23 protein-coding genes are annotated in these 19,871 nt (G+C 63.0%); 13 read left to right on the top strand and 10 right to left on the bottom strand.

All coding sequences use genetic code 11. The features are described from left to right. Positions 1–17 precede the first annotated feature (17 nt). Entirely contained in the window at positions 18–1,202 is a 1,185-nt protein-coding gene (locus LWF01_RS18730) for an MFS transporter (protein ID WP_349638888.1), read from the top strand. Between the two features lie 23 nt (positions 1,203–1,225). Here LWF01_RS18730 and LWF01_RS18725 read toward each other — a convergent pair whose 3' ends face one another. Next, on the bottom strand, positions 1,226–1,495 hold the full coding sequence (locus tag LWF01_RS18725) for a hypothetical protein (RefSeq protein ID WP_349638887.1): 270 nt from the start codon (positions 1,493–1,495) through the stop codon (positions 1,226–1,228). Between the two features lie 146 nt (positions 1,496–1,641). On the opposite strand from LWF01_RS18725, the gene LWF01_RS18720 reads away from it, so the two are divergent. Next, complete coding sequence (locus LWF01_RS18720; protein WP_349638886.1) at positions 1,642–2,448, top strand: putative RNA methyltransferase; 807 nt, start codon at positions 1,642–1,644, stop codon at positions 2,446–2,448. 187 nt (positions 2,449–2,635) lie between these two features. After that, positions 2,636–2,938, top strand: coding sequence for a Dabb family protein (locus LWF01_RS18715; protein WP_349638885.1), 303 nt, complete (start codon positions 2,636–2,638; stop codon positions 2,936–2,938). Positions 2,939–3,052: 114 nt separating this feature from the next. Here LWF01_RS18715 and LWF01_RS18710 read toward each other — a convergent pair whose 3' ends face one another. Then, positions 3,053–3,874 carry a serine hydrolase domain-containing protein gene (locus LWF01_RS18710; RefSeq protein ID WP_349638884.1) on the bottom strand — a complete coding sequence of 274 codons (822 nt, stop codon included), beginning with the start codon at positions 3,872–3,874 and terminating at the stop codon, positions 3,053–3,055. A 191-nt stretch (positions 3,875–4,065) separates the two neighbouring features. Between LWF01_RS18710 and LWF01_RS18705 the strand changes: the two genes are divergently transcribed. From LWF01_RS18705 to LWF01_RS18695, 3 genes are all read left to right on the top strand, one after another. Then, positions 4,066–4,563 (top strand): cation:proton antiporter regulatory subunit, encoded by a 498-nt coding sequence (locus LWF01_RS18705; protein ID WP_349638883.1) that lies wholly within the window; start codon positions 4,066–4,068, stop codon positions 4,561–4,563. A 13-nt stretch (positions 4,564–4,576) separates the two neighbouring features. Further along, a complete protein-coding gene (locus LWF01_RS18700; protein WP_349638882.1) occupies positions 4,577–5,761 on the top strand; it encodes a cation:proton antiporter in 1,185 nt (394 codons plus the stop codon). A gap of 122 nt (positions 5,762–5,883) precedes the next feature. Next, positions 5,884–6,372: a tetratricopeptide repeat protein gene (locus tag LWF01_RS18695; protein WP_349638881.1), complete on the top strand. Its 489-nt coding sequence runs from the start codon at positions 5,884–5,886 to the stop codon at positions 6,370–6,372. 38 nt (positions 6,373–6,410) lie between these two features. Here the strand turns inward: LWF01_RS18695 and LWF01_RS18690 are convergent, their stop codons facing one another. Genes LWF01_RS18690 through LWF01_RS18680 form a run of 3 tightly spaced genes read right to left on the bottom strand, consistent with a single transcriptional unit; the run spans position 6,411 to position 8,179 of the window. Continuing rightward, the gene (locus tag LWF01_RS18690) at positions 6,411–7,106 is read right to left on the bottom strand and encodes a DUF998 domain-containing protein (RefSeq protein ID WP_349638880.1); all 696 of its coding nucleotides are present in this window, start codon (positions 7,104–7,106) and stop codon (positions 6,411–6,413) included. Next, positions 7,099–7,554, bottom strand: a complete 456-nt coding sequence (locus LWF01_RS18685) for a VOC family protein (RefSeq protein WP_349638879.1) — start codon at positions 7,552–7,554, stop codon at positions 7,099–7,101. Before LWF01_RS18685 ends, LWF01_RS18690 begins: the two co-directional genes overlap by 8 nt. A 40-nt stretch (positions 7,555–7,594) precedes the next feature. Further along, positions 7,595–8,179 (bottom strand): TetR/AcrR family transcriptional regulator, encoded by a 585-nt coding sequence (locus LWF01_RS18680; protein WP_349638878.1) that lies wholly within the window; start codon positions 8,177–8,179, stop codon positions 7,595–7,597. 72 nt (positions 8,180–8,251) lie between these two features. On the opposite strand from LWF01_RS18680, the gene LWF01_RS18675 reads away from it, so the two are divergent. Then, positions 8,252–9,175: a DMT family transporter gene (locus LWF01_RS18675; RefSeq protein ID WP_349638877.1), complete on the top strand. Its 924-nt coding sequence runs from the start codon at positions 8,252–8,254 to the stop codon at positions 9,173–9,175. Here the strand turns inward: LWF01_RS18675 and LWF01_RS18670 are convergent. Further along, complete coding sequence (locus tag LWF01_RS18670) at positions 9,123–10,913, bottom strand: ABC transporter ATP-binding protein (protein WP_349638876.1); 1,791 nt, start codon at positions 10,911–10,913, stop codon at positions 9,123–9,125. The genes LWF01_RS18675 and LWF01_RS18670 overlap by 53 nt on opposite strands. Before the next feature lie 75 nt (positions 10,914–10,988). On the opposite strand from LWF01_RS18670, the gene LWF01_RS18665 reads away from it, so the two are divergent. Beyond that, positions 10,989–11,561, top strand: coding sequence for a TetR/AcrR family transcriptional regulator (locus LWF01_RS18665; protein WP_349638875.1), 573 nt, complete (start codon positions 10,989–10,991; stop codon positions 11,559–11,561). Between the two features lie 167 nt (positions 11,562–11,728). Further along, positions 11,729–12,238 carry a mycothiol transferase gene (locus LWF01_RS18660; protein ID WP_349638874.1) on the top strand — a complete coding sequence of 170 codons (510 nt, stop codon included), beginning with the start codon at positions 11,729–11,731 and terminating at the stop codon, positions 12,236–12,238. 214 nt (positions 12,239–12,452) lie between these two features. Here the strand turns inward: LWF01_RS18660 and LWF01_RS18655 are convergent, their stop codons facing one another. The 3 genes from LWF01_RS18655 to LWF01_RS18645 are packed head-to-tail and all read right to left on the bottom strand — an operon-like array spanning position 12,453 to position 16,074. Next, positions 12,453–13,781, bottom strand: a complete 1,329-nt coding sequence (locus LWF01_RS18655) for a M20/M25/M40 family metallo-hydrolase (protein WP_349638873.1) — start codon at positions 13,779–13,781, stop codon at positions 12,453–12,455. Beyond that, positions 13,782–15,113, bottom strand: a complete 1,332-nt coding sequence (locus LWF01_RS18650) for a purine-cytosine permease family protein (RefSeq protein ID WP_349638872.1) — start codon at positions 15,111–15,113, stop codon at positions 13,782–13,784. It lies immediately after the preceding gene. Between the two features lie 4 nt (positions 15,114–15,117). Beyond that, on the bottom strand, positions 15,118–16,074 hold the full coding sequence (locus LWF01_RS18645; RefSeq protein ID WP_349638871.1) for a DUF1177 domain-containing protein: 957 nt from the start codon (positions 16,072–16,074) through the stop codon (positions 15,118–15,120). 219 nt (positions 16,075–16,293) lie between these two features. On the opposite strand from LWF01_RS18645, the gene LWF01_RS18640 reads away from it, so the two are divergent. The 4 genes from LWF01_RS18640 to LWF01_RS18625 all read left to right on the top strand — a co-directional run bounded on the left by LWF01_RS18640 (position 16,294) and on the right by LWF01_RS18625 (position 19,319). Further along, positions 16,294–17,115, top strand: coding sequence for an IclR family transcriptional regulator (locus LWF01_RS18640; RefSeq protein WP_349638870.1), 822 nt, complete (start codon positions 16,294–16,296; stop codon positions 17,113–17,115). A 38-nt stretch (positions 17,116–17,153) separates the two neighbouring features. After that, on the top strand, positions 17,154–17,918 hold the full coding sequence (gene pepE / locus LWF01_RS18635) for a dipeptidase PepE (RefSeq protein WP_349638869.1): 765 nt from the start codon (positions 17,154–17,156) through the stop codon (positions 17,916–17,918). An 82-nt stretch (positions 17,919–18,000) separates the two neighbouring features. Continuing rightward, complete coding sequence (locus tag LWF01_RS18630; protein ID WP_349638868.1) at positions 18,001–19,056, top strand: M4 family metallopeptidase; 1,056 nt, start codon at positions 18,001–18,003, stop codon at positions 19,054–19,056. Next, positions 19,053–19,319 (top strand): protealysin inhibitor emfourin, encoded by a 267-nt coding sequence (locus tag LWF01_RS18625; protein ID WP_349638867.1) that lies wholly within the window; start codon positions 19,053–19,055, stop codon positions 19,317–19,319. The genes LWF01_RS18630 and LWF01_RS18625 overlap by 4 nt, the downstream gene beginning before the upstream one ends. A gap of 113 nt (positions 19,320–19,432) precedes the next feature. On the opposite strand, the gene LWF01_RS18620 is transcribed toward LWF01_RS18625, so the two are convergent. Beyond that, positions 19,433–19,636 (bottom strand): cold-shock protein, encoded by a 204-nt coding sequence (locus LWF01_RS18620; RefSeq protein ID WP_349640959.1) that lies wholly within the window; start codon positions 19,634–19,636, stop codon positions 19,433–19,435. Between the last annotated feature and the right edge of the window lie 235 nt (positions 19,637–19,871).

Below are 19,871 nucleotides of genomic sequence, written 5' to 3'. Positions count from 1 at the left end.
CGGGGCACCCATACCCAGTGGCTACTTCCCCGGCGGCCAGAAACCGTCCCCGCGGCGGCCTTACCGCGCTCTGCGTCGGCCAGCTGAGCAGCTGGGGTCTGCTGTACTACTCACTGCCCGTCGCGGTCCACCCGATCACCGAAGACACCGGTTGGTCGGCCACCTGGGTGACCGGCGCATTCTCGCTCGGGCTGATCATCTCGGCCGTCGCCGGTATCTACGTCGGCCGACTGCTCGACCATCGCGGACCCAGGATAACGATGACCGTCGGAACGCTGCTCGGCGCAGCGGGCTTGGTCCTGGTGGGACTCGCACCGAATCTGCCGATGTTCTTCGTCGCCTGGATCGTCGCCGGATTCGCGCAGTCAGCGGCGCTCTATCCGCCGGCGTTCGCCATCATCACCCGCTGGTACGGTCCGGCGCGCGTGCGTCCGCTGACCATAATGACTCTGGTCGGCGGCCTCGCCTCAACCGTCTACGCGCCGATCACCGCGTTTCTGCTGGACGCGTTCGACTGGCGTACAACGTACTTCATCCTGGCGACTGCGCTGGCGGTGATCAACACTCCGCTGCACTACTTCTTCCTGAATTCACGCTGGGAAGCGACCGGCGAAACACACAAGGCGCGCAGGACCCCCACCACCGAAATTCGCACCATCACTCGGAGCAGCCGGTTCATCGTGCTGCAGATAGTGATGGCAACAACTGTGCTCGCCTTGTTCTCCGTGACAATCAACATCATTCCGCTATTGATCGAGCGCGGCATCGACTACCGGATGGCGGCGCTGGCGCTTGGGCTCATCGGTGCCGGGCAGGTGGCCGGTCGCGTGGTGTTCTCGGTGATCCCGCATGGCGACTCGCCGAAAACCAGGACGTACGTGATTGTGATCGGCGCCGCAGCCGGGCTGTGGGCGATCGCCCTGATTCCCGGACCTGGGTGGCTGCTGATCGCAGCCGCCGTACTCACCGGCAGCATCCGCGGCTGTCACACACTGCTGCAGGCGACCGCGGTTGCAGATCGGTGGGGCACGAACAGCTTTGGCACCATCAACGGGATTTTCATGGCTCCGATCACGGCCGTCGGCGCGCTCGCTCCCGTCGCCGGACCGCTGCTGGCCAGCCAGTTGGGAAACTACGGGCTGATGGCGGTCTGCATGGCAGCGCTGACCTCGCTCGTGGCGGTGCTCGCGGTGAAGTCCTGAGCAGACGGCCGACGCAGCGGCGGCTAGACCAGGATCGGTATACCCACGACCAGAACGCCGATGGCGGCAACTACCAGCGCAACGAGGGCGTGGCCTTCCCGATGGTTCTTCTTCGTAAGAGCGATCACGGCAAGAACAATGGCAGCAATCAGCGGGAACCAGGCGACAAAGGAGACGAACGGGACGAAGCTCAGTATCAGACCGAGAACGGCCGGCGTCACGGCAAGCTCGCCGATCTTGTTTCGATGGCGCGCCGCCGGATGGTCGGGCTCCGGCACCCATGGGCCAGCCATCAGCCGGCCATCACGATCTGCTTCGCAACGGTCACCCCTTAAGTATCCCTGAGCGCCAAGCCAAACGCAGCCATGCATTCCATCGATTAGTGTGCAGACTGATGAACACCTCGGGATCTGCTTCTCCTAGTGGGCTCAGTCTTGTCGTGAACAAGCTGGCCTGCCCGATCTGCCAGCAGCACTTGACCCACGATCCGTCGACGCTCAGTTGCCCAGCCGGGCACGCCTTCGATATCGCCCGGCAAGGATACGTCTCGTTGCTGCGCGGCGGAAAACGGGCCACGACCGGCGATGACGCGGCAATGGTTGCCGCTCGGGACGCATTCCTCAATCGTGGCCATTACGAACCAGTTGCGAGCGCGATCAGCGCTTCACTGCCGGACAACGACGGTTTGTGCGTCGATCTCGCCGGCGGCACCGGCTACTATCTGCAGCGGGTGCTCGAAGACCGTCCGGGCATGGTCGGCGCAAGTGTGGATCTGTCAAAGTTCGCTGTGCGCAGGGCCGCCGGGCGGCATCCGCGAATCGCGGCGATCTCCGCCGATGTCTGGCAGCCGCTGCCTTTTCGTTCCGGCACGGCAGAGTATGTGCTCAGCATTTTCGGCCCGCGCAATCCCGGCGAGATCAAACGCATCCTCAACTCTGGCGGCACGCTGCTTGTGGTCACCCCCACCGAACGACACCTCCGGGAGCTGGTCGACTCGCTCGGCCTGATCGGCGTCGACCCGAGTAAGGAATCGCGGCTGGCCGAGCAACTTTCCGATTTCACCCGGATCAGCCGCCGCACAGTCGAATACACAGTCGCCATGGACCATGACGACGTTCGAAACGACGTGCTGATGGGTCCCAGCATCCATCACATCGACCAGGCTGACTTTGAGCATCAGGTCGCCGCACTCCCCGAACAGTGTGACGTCACCGTATCGGTGCAGGTCGCCCTGTATCGGCCCTGATCGACGCTAGGTAACGGCCCTGACCGACGCTAGGTAACGGCCCTGACCGGCGCCCGGTAACGGCCCCACCGACGCCGAGTAACAGCCCTCACCGGCGACCGAGGTCATGATTTGCGTAAAGTCAGGTTCCGGACGCGGACGAGTGACCCGCGCCAAGCCAAGCCTGACCCAAACCAAAGGAGCCCCGATGGCGATCCGCCACATCGTAACCTGGAAACTTGCTGCCACAGATGGGGCGGCGAAGCGCGAGCACGCCACCGAGATTGCCGCGCGACTTGAGCCGCTGGTGGACGTTATCCCGGGCACCCGATCCCTGCAGGTCTCGGAAAACTCCGCCTACCACGACGTCAACTGGGACGTCGTTCTGATTGGTGAGTACGACGACCTGGCAGCGCTCGATGCCTACCAGGGGCACCCGGAACACCAGGCGGCCGCGGCCTTCGTCAGGTCAGTGGTCTCCGATCGGGCCTCGATCGACTTCGAGATCTAACCAGCGGCGCTATCGATGCTGTCGCCTCCCCGGCGGCTTAGGGCTGGGCCGGACGGGCGACGCACGGCTGGGCCGACGCAGGACTCTACGCACGGCTGTCGCCTCCCCGGCGGCTTAGGGCTGGGCCGCCAGTTCGGCGAGCACCGCATCGGTGAATTCGGGCCAGGTCTCGGCTGCCCAGGGGCCGAAGTCACGATCGGTCAGCGCAACGCAGGCCGCTCCGGCATCCGGGTCGACCCACAGGAACGTGCCCGATTGCCCGAAGTGCCCGAAAGTCCCTGGCGAGCTGGACCGACCCGTCCAGTGCGGGTCCTTGTCGTCCCGGATCTCGAAACCCAGGCCCCAGTCATTTGGCCGCTGCCGACCGAACCCCGGCAGGAGTCCTTCGAGGCCGGGATAGACAACCGTGGTTGCCGCCGCAAGCGTGCCGGGGTCGATCAGCGTCGGCTGCTGGAGTTCGGCGGCGAAACGCGCAAGGTCGCCGACCGTCGAGGTCGCTCCGGCTGCCGGTGTGCCGTCGAGGGAGGTCGAGCCCATCCCGAGCGGCATGAGCAGACCGTCATGCAGATATTCCGCAAATGGAATCCCTGAACGGTCGACGATCGTCTCGGCCAACAGCTCGAAGCCGATATTGGAGTAGATCCGGCGGGTACCCGGCTCCGCACGTACCTTGGGCTCCGAGAAGTCGAATCCCGAAGCATGCGCCAGTAGGTGCCGCACTGTCGAGCCATCCGGCCCGGCCGCGTCGTCAAGCTCGAAAACTCCTTCCTCGATCGCGATCAGCGCGGCATACGCGGTGAGCAGTTTCGTCACCGAAGCCAGTGCGAAACGGTGCCCGCTATCCCCGTGGGAGCCGACGATCCGGCCGTCCCTGGCAACAACCGCTGTTGCTGCGTTGTCCACCGGCCACTGATCGATCAATTCCACACTTTGCATGCCCCCGATCCTAGGTCACCGGCGAACTCGCATCCGCACTCGGCAACAGAAGCGATGCCGGCAGCCAGCTCGTCGGACCGGCGCAGCGTCCGACTCGCCCGATGCCGTGAGCGTAGTGTCAGTTATGGGTGGAACAATGTGATTCTCGCCTGAAGAACCAGGTTGTAAGCATCACTCAACAGGAGCGAGTAATGTCCAGCGATGAGTCAATCGAAGTCACCGAGGTAGCACTGCCCGGCATCGGCCTGCGCCACGATTTCGTCACCAGCAAGGGACGACGTGTCGGCGTGGTCTCACACCGCAGCGGCAAGCGTGAGCTCGTGATCTACGATCAGGAAGATCCGGATGCCTGCGTGGACAGCGTCACTCTGACCGGGGACGAGGCGGACACCCTCGCCGAATACCTCGGCACGCACCGCGTGATGGAGCGCCTCGCGACACTTTCCGATCAGGTATCGAACCTGCACACCCGGAAGTTCCCGGTGTCGTCTGGCTCGCGATACGACGGCAAAACGCTTGGGGACACCCATGTCCGCACCAGGACCGGTGCCTCCATTGTTGCGATACTCCGGGACGGCGAAGCCATTGCCTCGCCAACCCCCGATTTCGGTCTGACCGGAAACGACACCCTAATCCTCGTCGGCACGGATGAGGCCCTATCGGCCGTCGGCGAAATCCTGGCAGAGTAGCAGCGACAAAGCCATGGAATCCGGAATCCTCCTCCTTGAGCTCGGCGCCGTCATCCTCAGCCTGAGCATTCTCGGACGATTCGCTGCCCGGGTTCAACTTTCGCCGATACCGCTGTACCTCCTGGCCGGCCTACTCTTCGGCCATGGTGGCCTGCTGCCGCTGGCTACCAGCGAGGAGTTCATCTCCGTTGGCGCCGAGATCGGCGTCATCCTGCTGCTGCTATTGCTGGGCCTGGAGTACTCGGCCGACGAGCTGATGGTCAACCTGCGTACCCACGCGTCCTCTGGCGTCGTCGACCTCGTGGTCAACTCGGCACCCGGAATCGCTGTCGGCATCATGCTGGGCTGGGAGTTGCCCGCGATTGTAGCGATGGGCGGCGTCACCTATGCCACATCATCCGGCATAGCGGCCAAACTGCTCACGGACTTGGGCCGGTTGGGTAACCGGGAGACACCCGTCGTGCTGTCGCTCCTGGTTCTGGAAGATCTCACCATGGCGCTGTATCTGCCGATCCTGACCGCGCTGCTGGCCGGCGTCGGCCTCTTCGGCGGCTCAGTCACGGTGCTGATTGCGGTGGCCACGATATCCATCGCGCTCATCGTTGCGCTGAAGTACGGCCGGCTGATCAACAAGCTGCTCTTTTCCTCGGATAGCGAGCTCCTGCTGCTTGGCGTCTTCGGACTGGCCCTGCTGGTCGCGGGGATCGCACAGCAACTCCAGGTGTCGTCGGCGGTCGGCGCGTTTCTGGTCGGCATCGCGCTTTCCGGCAAGGTGGCCGAGAGCGCCAGGGTAGTACTGTCACCGTTGCGCGACCTTTTCGCCGCCGTCTTCTTCGTTTTCTTCGGGCTGCACACCGATCCGACTCAGATCCCGCCGGTGCTCGGCATTGCAGTCGTCCTGGCTCTCGTGACGACAATCACGAAGGTGTGGGTAGGCGGCTGGGCAGCCAGTCGCGCTGGGATCGCCCGTCCCGGCCAGCTACGTGCCGGAACCATGATGGTGCCCCGAGGGGAATTCAATATCGTGATCGCCGGGCTTGCCGCGAGCGCCGGATTTGCTGGCATCGGCCCGCTGGCCGCGGCCTACGTAATGCTGATGGCCGTTTTCGGGCCGATGCTGACCAGGTTTGTCGGTCCGATTAGCGGCGGTGTACTCAAGGTGCTGACCCGGACAAAATCGCCACCGCCGACCGGCTGAGCTCGCGCGCCCCGAGTGGGCGCCCCGCGCCTCAAGCGGGTCGGCCCCAACGCCCGCCGTCGGCTGACCTCGCGCCGGTAATCATGAACAACAACCCGCCTCCGACGGAGCAAGGGAAGCAGATGGATGGGATGGAGCAGATGGATCAGATGGCGCCCACACACGACGAGATGATGTTCCGTATCCAGCAAGCAATCGAACTTGGTCAATCGAGAGACCGAGCCGAAGCGCGGGAACGCTGTGAAGAGCTGTGGGCCGAAATCGGGTCGACCGGCGATCCGCTGCACCGCTGCGTACTTGCCCACCACGCGGCGGACCTGCAGGACGACATCGCTAGGGAGCTGGATTGGGATCAGCGCGCCCTGCAGGCGGCCGGCGACCTCACCGACGACCGTGCGCAGCAGTTCGACGAGGCGCTGCAGGTCCGGGGATTCCTGCCGTCGCTGCACTTGAACCTCGCCGATGTCTATAACAGACTCCGCCAGGACGAAGCAGCCCGCGAACACCTGCAGCTCGCCGAAGAGTCGCTAAGCCACTTACCGGACGACGGCTATGGCCGGATGATTCAGGGCGGCGTAGACAAGCTAGCGCTCAAGCTCGGTCCCTGCTAGCCGGAAGCAGCATCGACCTGCCGACCTCAGCACTATCGCTACAGAACTACGCCGGTCTCGCGGCGCAAGCGGAACATCGCGTGGCCGGCGATGCCGAGCATCCAGACCTTCATCGTCTCGATGGCAATACGTTCCATCAGTCCAAACGGCAGCCCCCATTCATTGGGCGCGTAGAGCAGCATGGTGCCGACCAGGCCAAGCAGCGCACACAACCCGGTGAGCAGCGCCATGGTTCGATGGGTCCGCCGAACCCGGATGGCTACCAACGCGAGTGCAATGTGCTGACAGATGAATGACGGGCCCGCCGCAAGCAGGTGCAGCCGGATGTCGACATCGCCCGGCGCCAGCCCGGTCGCGATCATGCTGATACCGCAGACGATGAACAGCGCAAGGATGCAACGGTCGATCGCCGAGGAACGCGGCGGCGACCAGAGTCGCCGGAGCCAGACCGCACCAGCGATCGTTGTCACGCCCAGCCAGATGAAGCCTGCGTTCATAACCGGGTGCAGCGGCGAGCAATAGTAATGGACATCGCCTGCGTTGGTGACCGAGGCGCAGCTGGTATAGCCAAGCGCGCTGATCGTGTGGTGCAGGACGTCGTACGGTCGCGGCCAGGCCAGGGCGGCGATGATCTGGGCCGCGAAGTAGAGAACTGAAAGCCCCCATGCCAAGGCGCCCAGTCGCAGGCTGGGATCGCGGAGTCGCCGGCGCTGCTGAGTGCTGACGCTAGTCATTGGGGGTGCCGAGCACGACAGTTCCGTCGTCTTCAACCCGCCAGGCCGGATTGTGCGCAACCTCCCACACGGCACCGTTCGGATCGGCGAAATGGCCGTGGTAACCACCGAAATCGGCAGGCTGCGCGGTCTTCAGGATCGTTGCCCCCGCGGTTGCCGCGTCGGCCATCACCTTGTCGACGGCGGCCGGGCTGTCGACGTTATGCGAGAGGGTGAATCCACTCGGATTAGGCGCGCTGGCCGTAGCGGCGGAACCCGAGACATTAAGGTCCGCGGCAAACTTCCGCGCATCGAACAGGCCGAGCATCAGGCCGTGGCCGACCTGGAAGAAGATGATCTCACCCGGAACGTCGAGGGTGGGCAACCAGCCGAGGCCGGTCACATAGAACTCCCGGGCCTCGTCGAGATCGCTGGTGGCGACGGTGACGAAATGCGCTTTCTGCTCCATACCGACCACTCTGTCAGAGTCGTCGGAAGCACGGAAGCCGCTACGCGCCGACCAGGCGGCGGGCTTCCGCGCTTGCCCGCCCGATCGGATCGGCGAAGATCGACATGCCGTGCGCCACCAGCGCGCCCTCATGAAGCAACATCAGCAGTTCGCCAACTGCCTCCGGTTCCGCGACGCCGCAATCGCGCGCCGAGCTGATGAAAAGCTCGAGCATCCAGCGTTTCTGGTCTGCCATGATCCGGAACGCGGGGTGCTGCGGATCGGTGATTTCCGCGTGGGCATTGACCATGCTGCAGCCCCGAGGACTTTTCGCGTCCATCCAGTCCCGAGCCACGTTAAAGATCTCGGCCAGGCGCTCGACCGGATCATCGACGACTCGGGCCAGCCGGTCGCCGAGGAACGCGCGCCAGGCTTCGTCCCGGGTCAGCAGATACTCGGTCACCAACTGATCCTTCGAACCAAAGCGGTCGTACAACGTCTTTTTGGTCACTCCTGACTCGGCCGCGATCAGGTCCACCCCGACGGCATGGATTCCCTTGTCGTAGAAGAGCCGGGATGCAGCGTCGAGGATTCGCCGGGCAGCCGGGGTGATCGCGACTCGTTTCGGCGCAGCTACATCTGTCATTTGCTCAGTGTAAACCGATCTGTATACTCAGAGCAAAGCAAGTAAACCGATCTGTTTAGTTCTGGAGTTCCCATGAATCTGCTGCTGGCCGCCGCATTCGTCATCTGCTGGAGTTCCGGCTTCATCGGCGCCAAGCTCGGTGCCGGTTCGGCTGATGCCAGCACGATCCTGATGTGGCGCTTCCTGCCACTGACTCTCCTGCTGGCCGTTGTCGTCTTCGCGGTCCAGCGGAACGCCTTTCGAGCCCTCGGGTCCGCCGAACTGGGTCGGCAGGCGGCGATAGGGATCCTCTCGCAGAGCGGTTACCTGCTCACGGTGTACTACGCGATCCAGCTGGGCGTCTCCAGCGGAACCACCGCGCTGATCGACGGCACGCAACCGCTCGTCGCGGGAGCCCTCGCCGGGCCACTGCTCAAGCAACATATTTCTGCCAGGCAGTGGCTCGGCTTCTGCCTCGGCCTGGCCGGTGTCATCGTCGTCACCACGGCCGACGCCTCGGCATCGGCCGGAGTTGCCTGGTGGGCATATGCCGTTCCGTTCGTGGGAATGTTCTGCCTGATAGCCGCGACGTTCATCGAGCGCGGTTTCGAAACCTCCCTGGCCCCGCTGCCCACGCTGCTCATTCACTGCACCACGAGCGCGGCGATATTCTCCGTTCTGGCCATCTCGACCGGTAACGCCGTACCGCCGGCAGAACCTTCATTCTGGCTGGCCATCGGCTGGCTGGTTATCCTCTCAACCTTCGGCGGCTATGGCCTCTACTGGATAATCCTCAACCGCTCCGGCGTCACGAAAGTCAATACGCTGATGTTCCTGATGGCCCCGGTGACGACGATCTGGGGTGCCCTTGCCTTCGGCGAGCCGCTGGGAGTACAAACTATTGCCGGCCTGACACTGGGGCTGCTTGCCGTGATTATCGTGTACCGCTACGACAGGACGCAGGTCAGAACCGAAGGTCAGAACCGGCGGCAACGGACTCGATCCGCAACGCCTTGACCAGGTCCCGATAAAGCTCGTCCCTCGTCAAGAGCTCGTCATGCGTGCCGCGATCCCTGATCCGGCCGTTCTCCATCACCACGATGGTGTCGGCATCGATCACAGTGGAGAGCCGATGAGCAATGGTCACCACCGCTCCCGTCGAGGCACGATCCCGGATGCAGTCGTGGATCGCGGCCTCGGTGAGACCGTCCACCTGAGCGGTTGCCTCGTCGAGCAGCAGAACATCCGGCGTGCGCATGATTGCCCGGGCGAGGGCGATCCGCTGCCGCTGTCCGCCCGAAACTGCCGAGGAGGACAGCGAAGTCTCAACGCCGTCCGGCAGTGAATCAATTTTCTCCTCCAGCCTGACCTCCCGCAACGCGGTACGCACCTCGGATTCCGAGGCATCGGGGTGGGTAAAGAGTAGATTGTCCCGAATCGTGCCAGGCACCATCGGGGTCTCCTGCTCCACATACGCGAGGCGGGCGCGGATGCCGTGGTTTGAGAGCGCCGAGTACGGTTGCCCGTCAAGCAGCAGCTCTCCCTCCTGTGGTTCGAGAAACCGCAGGATCAGCGAGAACAACGTCGTCTTTCCCGCTCCGGACGGACCGACAATCGCTGTGTGCCCGCGCCGCGGAATCGCAAGGTCAATGCCACGAATCGCCGGCTCGGACTCGGGCCCATACCCGGCAGTGACGTTCGACAGCGCTAGAATCGCCGCGGTTTGATCCGGATCACGCTGCGGATTTCCGGCTGGGGCTTCCGCTGGCGGCGATGTCGATCCTCCGATCTCTGGTTCAATCACCTCGATCTCCCGGATCCGCCCCGCCGCGGCAATCCCCGACTGCAAGGTGGACACGTTCTGCGTCAGGCCCATGATCGGCCACATCAGGTTGAAGGCATATAACAGGAATGCGATCAGCGACGAGACTTCCAGCACGCCCTGACTCACCCTCCAGGCGCCGAATCCCAGGATCACGATGATCGCCAACTGGATCCCGGCCCCGGAGAAAGTCCAGGCAATTGCCTCGCGCTTCACCGATCGAATGCTGTGATTCGCCGACAGCCGGGCGTTCATAATAATCGAATCCGCCTGCCGCTCTTCGGCCATCGACGCTTTGACGGTCCGGATGGCACGCAGCGCACCTTCCAGTGCGCCGCCGAGATTGCCGATCGATTCCTGCGCCTTCTCCTGGGCCTTTGCGATCCCCGGCATCAGCATGCCGATCAGGACTGCGACAACGGCTATTGCCGTGATCGTCGTCCCCAGCAACGCCAGGTCGAGGAATGCCATCATCAGCAGCGTCCCGAACAGGGCTATCACTCCGTTAACCAGTTCGACAACGCTCGAGGACGTGGCTTCGCGCAACAGCACGGTGTCCGAAGTCACCCGGGTTACCAGTTCGCCGCTCGGGCGCTTGGTGACCTCACCGACCTTGGCGTTAAGAAACTTCCGAATCATGGACGTCCTTGCGTCCAGCACGATGTTCTCGGCCAGAGTTCCGAGCAGAACCCATTGGAAGTAACCGACCGCCGAGCCGAGAATGAGCAGGCCAAGCAACACCGATATCGGCTGGACGAGCGAGGTTGAGGCGCCGAGCGAATCGAGCACCCATTTGGTCACCATGGGCGAGGCAAGCGCCATCGCAGTGGAGGCCAAACCAAGCGCGAGCCCCACTGCCAGCACTCGCCAGTGCGGGCGGACGAAAGTCCACAGGATCCGAAGCCGAGGAAAGCGCGACTCGTGGGTTCTCATCGATCAATTGGAACAGACATGTTCCAATTATGTCAATGGATGCTTCGTATTGGATCTAGTTGTTAGCATTAGGGCATGACTGTGGAGCAGCTACCGGCGTCTGGCGCTCGCTCGCGCACCCGGAACGCAATTATCGAAGCCGCGATACGGGTGATGGGCCGGGATGCGTCGGCCACCCTCGGGGATGTCGCCTCGGGTGCCGGCGTCGGAAGGACCACCCTGCACCGCTACTTCCCCGACCGGTCGAACTTGTTGGAGGCCATCAGCTCCGAAGTTGTCTCCGGCCTTGGCGGCGCAATCGAACGTGCCCGCATCGGTGAGGGCACCGGCTCCGAGGCACTGCGCCGGATGTGTCGGGAGTACTTCGAACTTGGTGACCTGCTCAACGTGGTGTTTACCGAACTCGTCACAATCCCGGATGAGGCCTGGGGCTGCGATGAAGGTGACGACGATCCCGTTGCCGCGGTCGTGATCCGTGGGCACAACGACGGAAGCATCGATCCGCAGATGTCACCCAGGTGGATTCAGACGATGATGTGGTCCCTGCTCTACGCCGGCTGGAGCCAGGTCAACGACGGCGCCACCAAACACGACACCCTGGACCTCATCCTGCGCACCATGCGAGGCGCGGTCTCGGCAGATAAGTAGGTTTGGCAAACGGGACGTCCGCTGACAACTACGTTGGCTGACAAGTAGGTTTGGCAAACGGGACGTTGGCAGACAAGTAGGTTGGCAAACGGGACTTTGGCAGACAAGCACGTTGGCAGACAAGTAGGTTTGGCGAACGGAAACACCCAACGAGCAGCGGAGCGAATATGAATTCCAGCCAAGTATTGACGGAGGCCTTCGGCCGGATCCAGGAAACTGTCCACGACGTCTGCGCCGGACTGACTCAGGACCAGCTGGCGTACCGGCCGGACGGCGACGCGAACTCCATTGCCTGGCTCGTCTGGCACCTGACCAGGGTCCAGGACGACCACCTTGCGGACCTCGAAGGCACTGAGCAGATCTGGACTTCGGCTGATTGGGCCAACCGCTTCGCGCTGCCATTTGATCCCACCGACACCGGCTTCGGGCACAGTTCCACGGACGTCGGCGCGGTACGCGGCATCTCCGCGGAACTGCTGACCGGCTACCTCGACGACACCGTCGAACAGACCCGCGCGATCATCGGCAGGCATGGCGATAACGACCTGGACCGGATTATCGATGACTCATGGGACCCGCCCGTCACGATCGGCGTCCGCCTGGTCAGTGTTATCTCGGACGACCTTCAGCATGCCGGGCAGGCCGCATTCCTTCGCGGACTCATCGAACGACAGTGACAGTTGAACCACAGCGAAAGCGACCGAATGTAGTAGTCCAATTTCTGACCCTGTTCCACCTGCCTCCGCCAGCGGCTACCGCAGGCAAAAGCAGGTGAAGCAGGGCCACTTACTGCAACACGGTCCGCTTCCGAAACGCGGTCCGCATCCGCAGGCACAGGAGTAAGAGCGTCCGAAGCGCGGTCCGCTTCAGCAGGCACAGCAGGATGAGCTCCTAGCACGCCGCCAGCAACCGCCGCATCACCCGCACACCGAACGTCAGTCCATCGAGTGGCACCCGCTCATCGACGCCGTGGAACAGCCGGGCGTAGTCAAGATCATGCGGCATCCGCAAACCCTTGAAGCCATAACAGTTGATGCCCAGCTTGCTCAACGCTTTGGCATCGGTCCCGCCGGGGTTGCAGTACGGGGTCGGAATGCCATCCGGGTCTTCGGCGATCAAGGCGGAGGCCATGGCTTCGACGAGCGGCACCTGGTATGAGGTCTCCATCGCGATGTCGCGGTGGATGAACTCTCGGGTCACCGACTCCTGCAGCAGCGAGTCCAGCTCAGCGAGGAAGGCCTCCTCCTGGCCCGGCAGAAACCGGCCATCGACGCCAGCCGTCGCCACCCCAGGTATGACGTTGATCTGATAGCCAGCCTGAGCCATTGTCGGGTTCGCCGAGTTCCGCAGAACTACTTCAACCAACTCGCGGATATCCGGGCCCAACCGGTCGAGACTCGCTTCGATATCGTCAGCGTCGAAGACGACTCCCCGGATCTCCGCGACGCGCTCCAACAACCCGCGCACCGAATCGATCAGCCGTATCGGGAATTTATGATGTCCTATTCGGCTAATCGCATCCGCTAGGGCGGTGACCGCGTTCTCTTCATTCGGCGAGGAACCGTGACCGGCCCGGCCCCGGGCAGTGAGCCTTAGCCACGCCTGGCCGCGCTGTGCGTTCTCGATCGGATACAGCCGACGCCGATCATCCAGCGGATAGGAGAAGCCGCCGCCCTCGCCGATCGCCTCGGTCACGCCCTCGAACAGCTCCGGACGGTTCGCCACCAGCCATTGGCTGCCAAGTTTGCCGCCCGCCTCCTCGTCGGCGAGGAACGCCAGCACTATGTCCCGCGGTGGCCGGGAGCCACTGGAAACCAACTCCCGCGCCGTTGCGAGGAACACTGCGACGGTGTCTTTCATGTCGATCGCGCCGCGGCCCCAGAGGTAGCCGTCACGAATCTCGCCGGCAAACGGATCAACCTGCCAGTCGGCGGGGTCGGCCGGAACTACGTCGAGGTGGCTATGCAGCAACAAGGCCCCCCGAGAGGGGTCCTCGCCTGCAATCCGCGCAAACACACTGGCCCGCCCGGGCTCGGACTCGATCAGTTCTGATTCGATGCCGGCCTCGGCGAGCTTCGCCGCGACGTAATCCGCTGCCGCGCGCTCGGTACTGGTGGGATTCGACGTGTCGAATCGGATCAGATCCTGGCAGAGGCCAACCACCTCAGCCTCCGCATCGATCGTCCTGCTCGTTACCTCGGGTGCGACGTTCGTCGACATTTATGACCTCACTTCTTCCGGGGTCGCCGCCGTTGGGCGCTCCAGGATGGTTGTTCCTACCGATCGAACCAGGCCGAGCTTGCCAAGCACGACGTAGAGAATCAACGCCGCGAGCAGTGAGTTCAGCGCCGGGATGCCGACGTCGACAAACATGCCGACTGCGAAGGCGGCGGCCCAGATAAGCAGCGACATCGGAATCCAGGTCGGTACCACTCCTGGTACGACGCCGTCTGCCCTAGTCTCGTCGAGCGCGGGGCGCTGCCGCCGGACGATCCAGTATTCGGCCACGATGATGCCGCCGATCGGCGGGATCGCGACGCCGAGTATCGACAGGAAGTCCTTGAAGTGGTCGAGGAACCCGATCGCCGAAAGCACCGTGCCCGCAGCACCGATGGCGACTGTGACAACACCGCGATGCAGTTTCTTACCGAAGACAACCTGGCTGAAGTTCACCACGCCGAGCGAACCGCCGTAGAGGTTCCAGTCGTTGATCTTGGCGGTCGCCAGGATCACGATGATCAGTCCGGCGAAACCGGACGTGCTCAGCACGATGTTGGTGACATCGGATGTGCCGACTATGTGCCCGAGCATCACGCCGGTCATGCCGACGATGTACTCGCTGAGGATCATTGAGCACGAGCTCTGCGCGGCAACGTGCCAGCCCTTGCGGTTGAAGCGGGTCATGTCCGGTGCCACGATCGCACCGGTCATGTAGCCGCCGGCGATAATCGTCGCCGCCGCCGGAATGGAGATCAGTTCTCCGGACGGCGGAGAATTGATCAGTTCGGTGAACGAGTGGTTGAACAGTTCGCTGCCGACGCTCCATGCGACGAGGCCGAAGAACAGTGGGACGGCTATTCGGGCGACCCACATCATGATTTTGAAGCCGTACATCACCAACAGGGTCAGCCCGGCTCCCGCGATTGTGCACCAGACCCACGGCTGGCCGCCGACCAGGGCGCTCATCGAGTTGCCGAAGATACCGTTCTGCACGCCGAACCAGCCGATCAGGCTTACGGCTATCACCAGGCTGACAAGCGCGGAACCATTGCGACCGAACCCGGCAAACCGGGTCAGCATTGTCATGCTGAGGCCTTCGCGTTGACCGGCCAGGCCCACGGCGAAGATAACCAGCTCCAGAATGACGGCGCCAAGGGTAAAGGCGAGGAAAGCGTCCTTGAACGTCATCCCCAGCCCGATGGTAGCGCCCAATACGAACTGCGAGAGCGAACCGGACTGCGCCAGCCACTGCATCAGCATGGAGCCGAAGCCGTAGCGTTTATCCCTGGGTACCCGGGATAGCGAATAATCGTCATTGCCAATTTTTGCCATGGTGTTACTCCTTGCCGCTTCTTTGCATGCCGAGGGTCTGAAAATGTGCAAGCGATCCGTACAGCGAGACCAGATGCCGGAATTCCGTTTGGTCGTGGAAGTGCAGGGTGCCGTCGCCGAATGCCTTCGCCGTTTCAAGACCGAAACGCGCTGCGGCGGCGATGTCGGCCTCGTGACTCGCACCGGTCGCGCATCCTGCTACCGCGCTCGCCGCGGTAATGGCCAGGCCGACCACCGGAGCGGTCGTGGCCGTCGCCGGCTGAAGGATTGAGTTCAGGTGGTGTGCTCCGTTGCCGTACGGCGTGATGTCCTGAATCGTAATCGGGTAGGTAACCGGCAATTCGCCAGTCACGGTCGCCAACACGCTGAGCAAGTCTTCGCTGACCCGCAGAATGTAGCCTTCTTTCACCGTCGGAGACAACGCTATTCCGCGGTGATTGACCACCCGGTTGCCCTTGGTGGTGTCGATGGACAACACCGCATCCATGTCATCACCGACTTCATAGGCATTCATAGTGGCGATGTCCACGGGGGAATCCATGAACGGCACAGGTTCATGCGGCAACGTCGGTGCGTCGGGACACACGTGCGTCGCCACAATCACATCACCGGCCAGCCGGTCGCCTCTGGCCGCCATCACCAGCAGCTTTGCGGCAACCGATAGGGCCGAAACTGCGCCGTCGGCATCGGAAACCAGTCCGACGATCTCCGGCCTGGCGCCAATGCCACCGAGCCGCCCGATCACCCCGAGCGTCGGCGCGGCGCCGCCCGCCGTCTTGCCGGATGTTCCCGGCACAACGACCTTGACGAAATCCGTGCTGCCCCGATCTCCGGTAACAGTTGAAACTTCGGGCTTGATTCCGGTTCCGCCGGCCAGGCCGGCGAGGTGATCGGCTACTGCGTGACCGTCGACGGACGGGTTGTCGAGCAGATCTGAAATTGCGATGACGTGATTGAGCATCTGTATCTCTCTGGCTGGGCGAGCCTCCGCTTACCGTCTCGGGACAGGGGCCGACACGGTAGGGGCGGTTGGCAATTCTTCTGGCTTCGCACCGAAAAGTCCGGCGCGGTAACGCCGCCACGGTGGGACTTTTGTAGGTGCTGTTGGTTCCAGCGTGTGAGGTTGATACCTTAATTAGCAACACTTTCCCGTTATTCACAACTCATCTGGAAGGCAAAGATGACTAGTCAGGGATTCGGAACCGATCGAGCCACGCCGCCAGGCCTGCTGCAGACCGCCGATCGCGCGCTGCTGGTCCTGCTCGGATTCGACCGGAACCGGCACGAGTGGGGTGTCACCGAGGTTGCCGCCGAGTTCGGCTGGGATAAATCGATCGCCCAGCGAGTGCTGGCGACTCTTGCCCACCGGGGCTTCCTGGTCGGCGATAGCAGCACCCGGCGATATCGGATCGGGCCCGCCGCTATGCAGCTTGGCCGGATCTGGGACAGGTCCGGTTCGCTGCGGGTCATGGTCGAGCCATTGCTGGCGGAACTAAGCGCACTGAGCCGCGCGAGCGCTTTGCTCGCCGTCCCGGACAACTTCCATATGCGATGCGTGGCCGCTGTCGACGGGCCGACGGGTCCGCTGCGTTACTACCCGCTCGTTGGCGAACTATATCCGGCGCACGCGGGGGCAACCAGCAAGGCATACTTTGCGTTCATTTCGGATGAGGAACGGGTTCGGCTGTTTCGCGGCCGGCCGATGGCACGGTTCACCGATCGGACTGTAGTCGAAGCCGACGAACTTGAGGAACAGTTCCAGCAGACACGGCAACAGGACTACTGCTTCACCGTGGGTGAATACGACGCCGGCGTGGCTACTCTGGCCGTTCCGCTACGGTTGCACGGCGAGATATTCGGCAGCGTAAGCCTTGGTGGCGCCGAGGAGGTCCTTGGTGAACCGACGTCGAACCTGAGCGCACTTCGGGACACCGCCGAGCAAATAGAACGGCGACTGACCGGCCCACTCCTGCAGAAAATACCGGCCAAACGCCGTCGCTAGAACCGTCAGCCAACGACCATCAACTAAGGACACCGACTTTGGAACTTCTGCTGCTCTCGAACTCAACCAACAAGGGAGACGACTACCTTGGGCACGCCAAGGCACTCGTCGAGGATTTTCTCGCCGGCATTCCGGAACTGCTCTTCATTCCGTTCGCGCTGGCCGACCACGACGGCTACACCCGGACGGTGCAGGAAGCATTGCCCTTCACATCCGTGCGCGGGATCCACGACGCTCCCGACCCTGCGGCGGCACTTGCGGAGGCTGAAGCCGTCTTCGTCGGCGGCGGCAACACATTCCGGCTTACCAAAACACTCCAGGAAACGGCTTTGCTGGCCGCGCTCCGCCTGGCGGTGCGGAGCGGCACCACGCGCTATATCGGCGCAAGCGCCGGTACGAACATCGCTGCGCCAACACTACGGACCACGAACGACATGCCGATCGTCGAACCGCCGAGCTTCGAAACACTCGGCCTGGTTCCCTTCCAGATCAATCCGCATTTTCTGGACGCCGACCCGTCCAGCACCCATGCCGGCGAGAGCCGGGAAACCCGCCTGTCCGAATACCTGGAGGAGAACGATATCCCGGTGCTCGGCCTGCGGGAGGGAACCCACCTGCGGGTGCAGGCCGATGTGGCTCAGGACGACCGGATCGTAAACGTGCAAGCGGCAGTAGCGGGCAAGGCAGTGTCGAATGCCTCCGGGCCAGCGGTTGTCTTTACCAGGGCCGCAGCCCCGCGGGAGGTCGCCGGCGATGTTTCCTGGCTGTTCGGGCAGTTCGACCGGGAACCGCTTGGCAGCTGAAGCCGAGCGTGTGCGTGGAACGCGAGCCAAATCGCTCGTGGAACGCACGACAGTCAGCCGGGTGATGTGACAGGCTTACCCCATGCGTAACTCCATCGTTCCGCCGTACCTTCTGACCGCGCTTGCCGATGCCGGCCAGGACAAAGTCGCAATTGCTGCCCGGGCGGCGCGGAGGTCATTACTCAACGACGAGCCATTCCGGGCCGCACGATTCGAGTCCGTACCTGCACGCGTGACGCGGCAGGCGGCAGTAACGTCGGCTCCGTCCGGACCGGACCGGAGAATTTCAACCGCGGACGGCCGCGAGGAACTGCCAGGACGGACAGTCAGGGTGGAGGGCGAGGGTTTCACTGGGGATTTCGCGGTGGACGAGGCCTATGACGGTCTCGGTGCGACGTATGATCTGTTCGCCGATGCCTACGGCCGGTCATCGATCGACGACCGGGGGATGCCGTTGCTCGCCACGGTTCATTACGGCCAGGAATACGATAATGCTTTCTGGGACGGCAGCCAGATGGTTTTCGGCGACGGGGACGGCGAGGTGTTCAATCGTTTCACCTCTTCCCTCAGCGTAATTGGCCACGAACTCAGCCATGGAGTCACCCAGCACAGCTCGAATCTGACCTACCAGGGTCAGTCCGGATCACTCAACGAGTCGGTATCCGACGTGTTCGGCGCCCTGGTCGAGCAGCACCACCGGAAGCAGAGCGTCGCCGAGGCAAGCTGGCTGATCGGCGAGGGTCTGTTCACCTCTGCGGTCACCGGAGTCGCGCTGCGCTCGATGTCCGCGCCGGGCACGGCGTACGACGACGATGTGCTTGGCAAAGATCCGCAACCCGCGCATATGGACGATTTCATCGAGACCGAGGAGGACAACGGCGGGGTGCACCTGAATTCCGGCATCCCGAACCGCGCCTTCTACATTTTCGCAACCGCTCTTGGCGGCTACGGATGGGGGCCGGCCGGTCAGGTCTGGTACGACACGATCTCCGGCGACTCGCTCCCAGTCGATGCAGATTTTTCCCGCTTTTCCGCCGAAACAGTTTCCGCCGCGGTCAACCGTTTCGGCGAGTCAGCCAGGGAAGTTACGGCTCTGCGTTCGGCCTGGCAACAGGTCGGCATCGGGGAGGAATCATGAAGATTACCGTGACGCGCACCGGCGGGGTCACCGGGATGACCCAGCGCTGGTCGATTGAGATAACCGACGACGATGAACTCGACGACTGGCGCCAACTGGTTGATTCGTGTCCATGGGACCATACGCCGGATTCGCCTCAACCCGATCGGTATCTCTATCTGATCGTCGCGGCCGAACACGAGGCTCGGGTACCCGAGCAGGACCTGCAGGGCCCGTGGCGCGAGCTGACCGAGCGAGTGCGGGAACGAACCCGCAAGAACTGATCTCAGCCGCAAGGACTGAACCGGGCGAACACAAAGAACTCCCCGCCGCTTAGAGCGACGGGGAGTTCTTTTGCCAACTAACGTTGACTAACAGCAGCTTTTGGGGCCACTAGTTACAGCGGGCGAATGTCTTCCGCCTGAGGGCCCTTCTGGCCCTGGGTGATCTCGAACTCCACCTTCTGGTTTTCGTCCAGTGAGCGGTAGCCGGAAGAGGCGATAGCCGAGAAGTGTGCGAACACATCGGGGCCACCGTCGTCGGGGGCGATGAATCCAAAGCCCTTTTCAGCGTTAAACCATTTTACAGTGCCAGTAGCGATGACGTTCCTCCAGGAACAAATACTTACCCCCGACTGTCGGGGGTACAGGCCGCAGTGCAAGCCACTCGTTCCCGGATGAACAAAGCGAGACCACAACAGACCCACTCACGAGCATAGCCCAGTGTCGCCCTCGACAAAAGCCAAAATGGGAAATCGGCTGAAATTTGCCGCAAAGTCACGGAATCCGCCGCCTCGGCCCGCCTTCGATGCCGGTTCGGACCGACTTCCTCGGGGT

Source organism: Saxibacter everestensis, assembly GCF_025787225.1.
Classification (GTDB): Bacteria; Actinomycetota; Actinomycetes; order Actinomycetales; family Brevibacteriaceae; genus Saxibacter; species Saxibacter everestensis.
This window is presented reverse-complemented; position numbering and strand designations above follow the sequence as displayed.

Bases quoted from the DNA above. Each gene is read 5' to 3' on its own strand.
- LWF01_RS18715 (WP_349638885.1), top strand. From the start codon at position 2,636: ATGGCGATCCGCCACATCGTAACCTGGAAACTTGCTGCCACAGATGGG.
- LWF01_RS18680 (WP_349638878.1), bottom strand. From the start codon at position 8,179: ATGACAGATGTAGCTGCGCCGAAACGAGTCGCGATCACCCCGGCTGCC.
- LWF01_RS18660 (WP_349638874.1), top strand. From the start codon at position 11,729: ATGAATTCCAGCCAAGTATTGACGGAGGCCTTCGGCCGGATCCAGGAA.
- LWF01_RS18725 (WP_349638887.1), bottom strand. From the start codon at position 1,495: ATGGCTGGCCCATGGGTGCCGGAGCCCGACCATCCGGCGGCGCGCCAT.
- LWF01_RS18630 (WP_349638868.1), top strand. From the start codon at position 18,001: ATGCGTAACTCCATCGTTCCGCCGTACCTTCTGACCGCGCTTGCCGAT.
- LWF01_RS18650 (WP_349638872.1), bottom strand. From the start codon at position 15,113: ATGGCAAAAATTGGCAATGACGATTATTCGCTATCCCGGGTACCCAGG.
- LWF01_RS18670 (WP_349638876.1), bottom strand. From the start codon at position 10,913: ATGAGAACCCACGAGTCGCGCTTTCCTCGGCTTCGGATCCTGTGGACT.
- LWF01_RS18690 (WP_349638880.1), bottom strand. From the start codon at position 7,106: ATGACTAGCGTCAGCACTCAGCAGCGCCGGCGACTCCGCGATCCCAGC.
- LWF01_RS18695 (WP_349638881.1), top strand. From the start codon at position 5,884: ATGGATGGGATGGAGCAGATGGATCAGATGGCGCCCACACACGACGAG.
- LWF01_RS18655 (WP_349638873.1), bottom strand. From the start codon at position 13,781: ATGTCGACGAACGTCGCACCCGAGGTAACGAGCAGGACGATCGATGCG.
- LWF01_RS18685 (WP_349638879.1), bottom strand. From the start codon at position 7,554: ATGGAGCAGAAAGCGCATTTCGTCACCGTCGCCACCAGCGATCTCGAC.
- LWF01_RS18705 (WP_349638883.1), top strand. From the start codon at position 4,066: ATGTCCAGCGATGAGTCAATCGAAGTCACCGAGGTAGCACTGCCCGGC.
- LWF01_RS18710 (WP_349638884.1), bottom strand. From the start codon at position 3,874: ATGCAAAGTGTGGAATTGATCGATCAGTGGCCGGTGGACAACGCAGCA.
- LWF01_RS18625 (WP_349638867.1), top strand. From the start codon at position 19,053: ATGAAGATTACCGTGACGCGCACCGGCGGGGTCACCGGGATGACCCAG.
- LWF01_RS18700 (WP_349638882.1), top strand. From the start codon at position 4,577: ATGGAATCCGGAATCCTCCTCCTTGAGCTCGGCGCCGTCATCCTCAGC.
- LWF01_RS18645 (WP_349638871.1), bottom strand. From the start codon at position 16,074: ATGCTCAATCACGTCATCGCAATTTCAGATCTGCTCGACAACCCGTCC.
- LWF01_RS18675 (WP_349638877.1), top strand. From the start codon at position 8,252: ATGAATCTGCTGCTGGCCGCCGCATTCGTCATCTGCTGGAGTTCCGGC.
- LWF01_RS18640 (WP_349638870.1), top strand. From the start codon at position 16,294: ATGACTAGTCAGGGATTCGGAACCGATCGAGCCACGCCGCCAGGCCTG.
- LWF01_RS18665 (WP_349638875.1), top strand. From the start codon at position 10,989: ATGACTGTGGAGCAGCTACCGGCGTCTGGCGCTCGCTCGCGCACCCGG.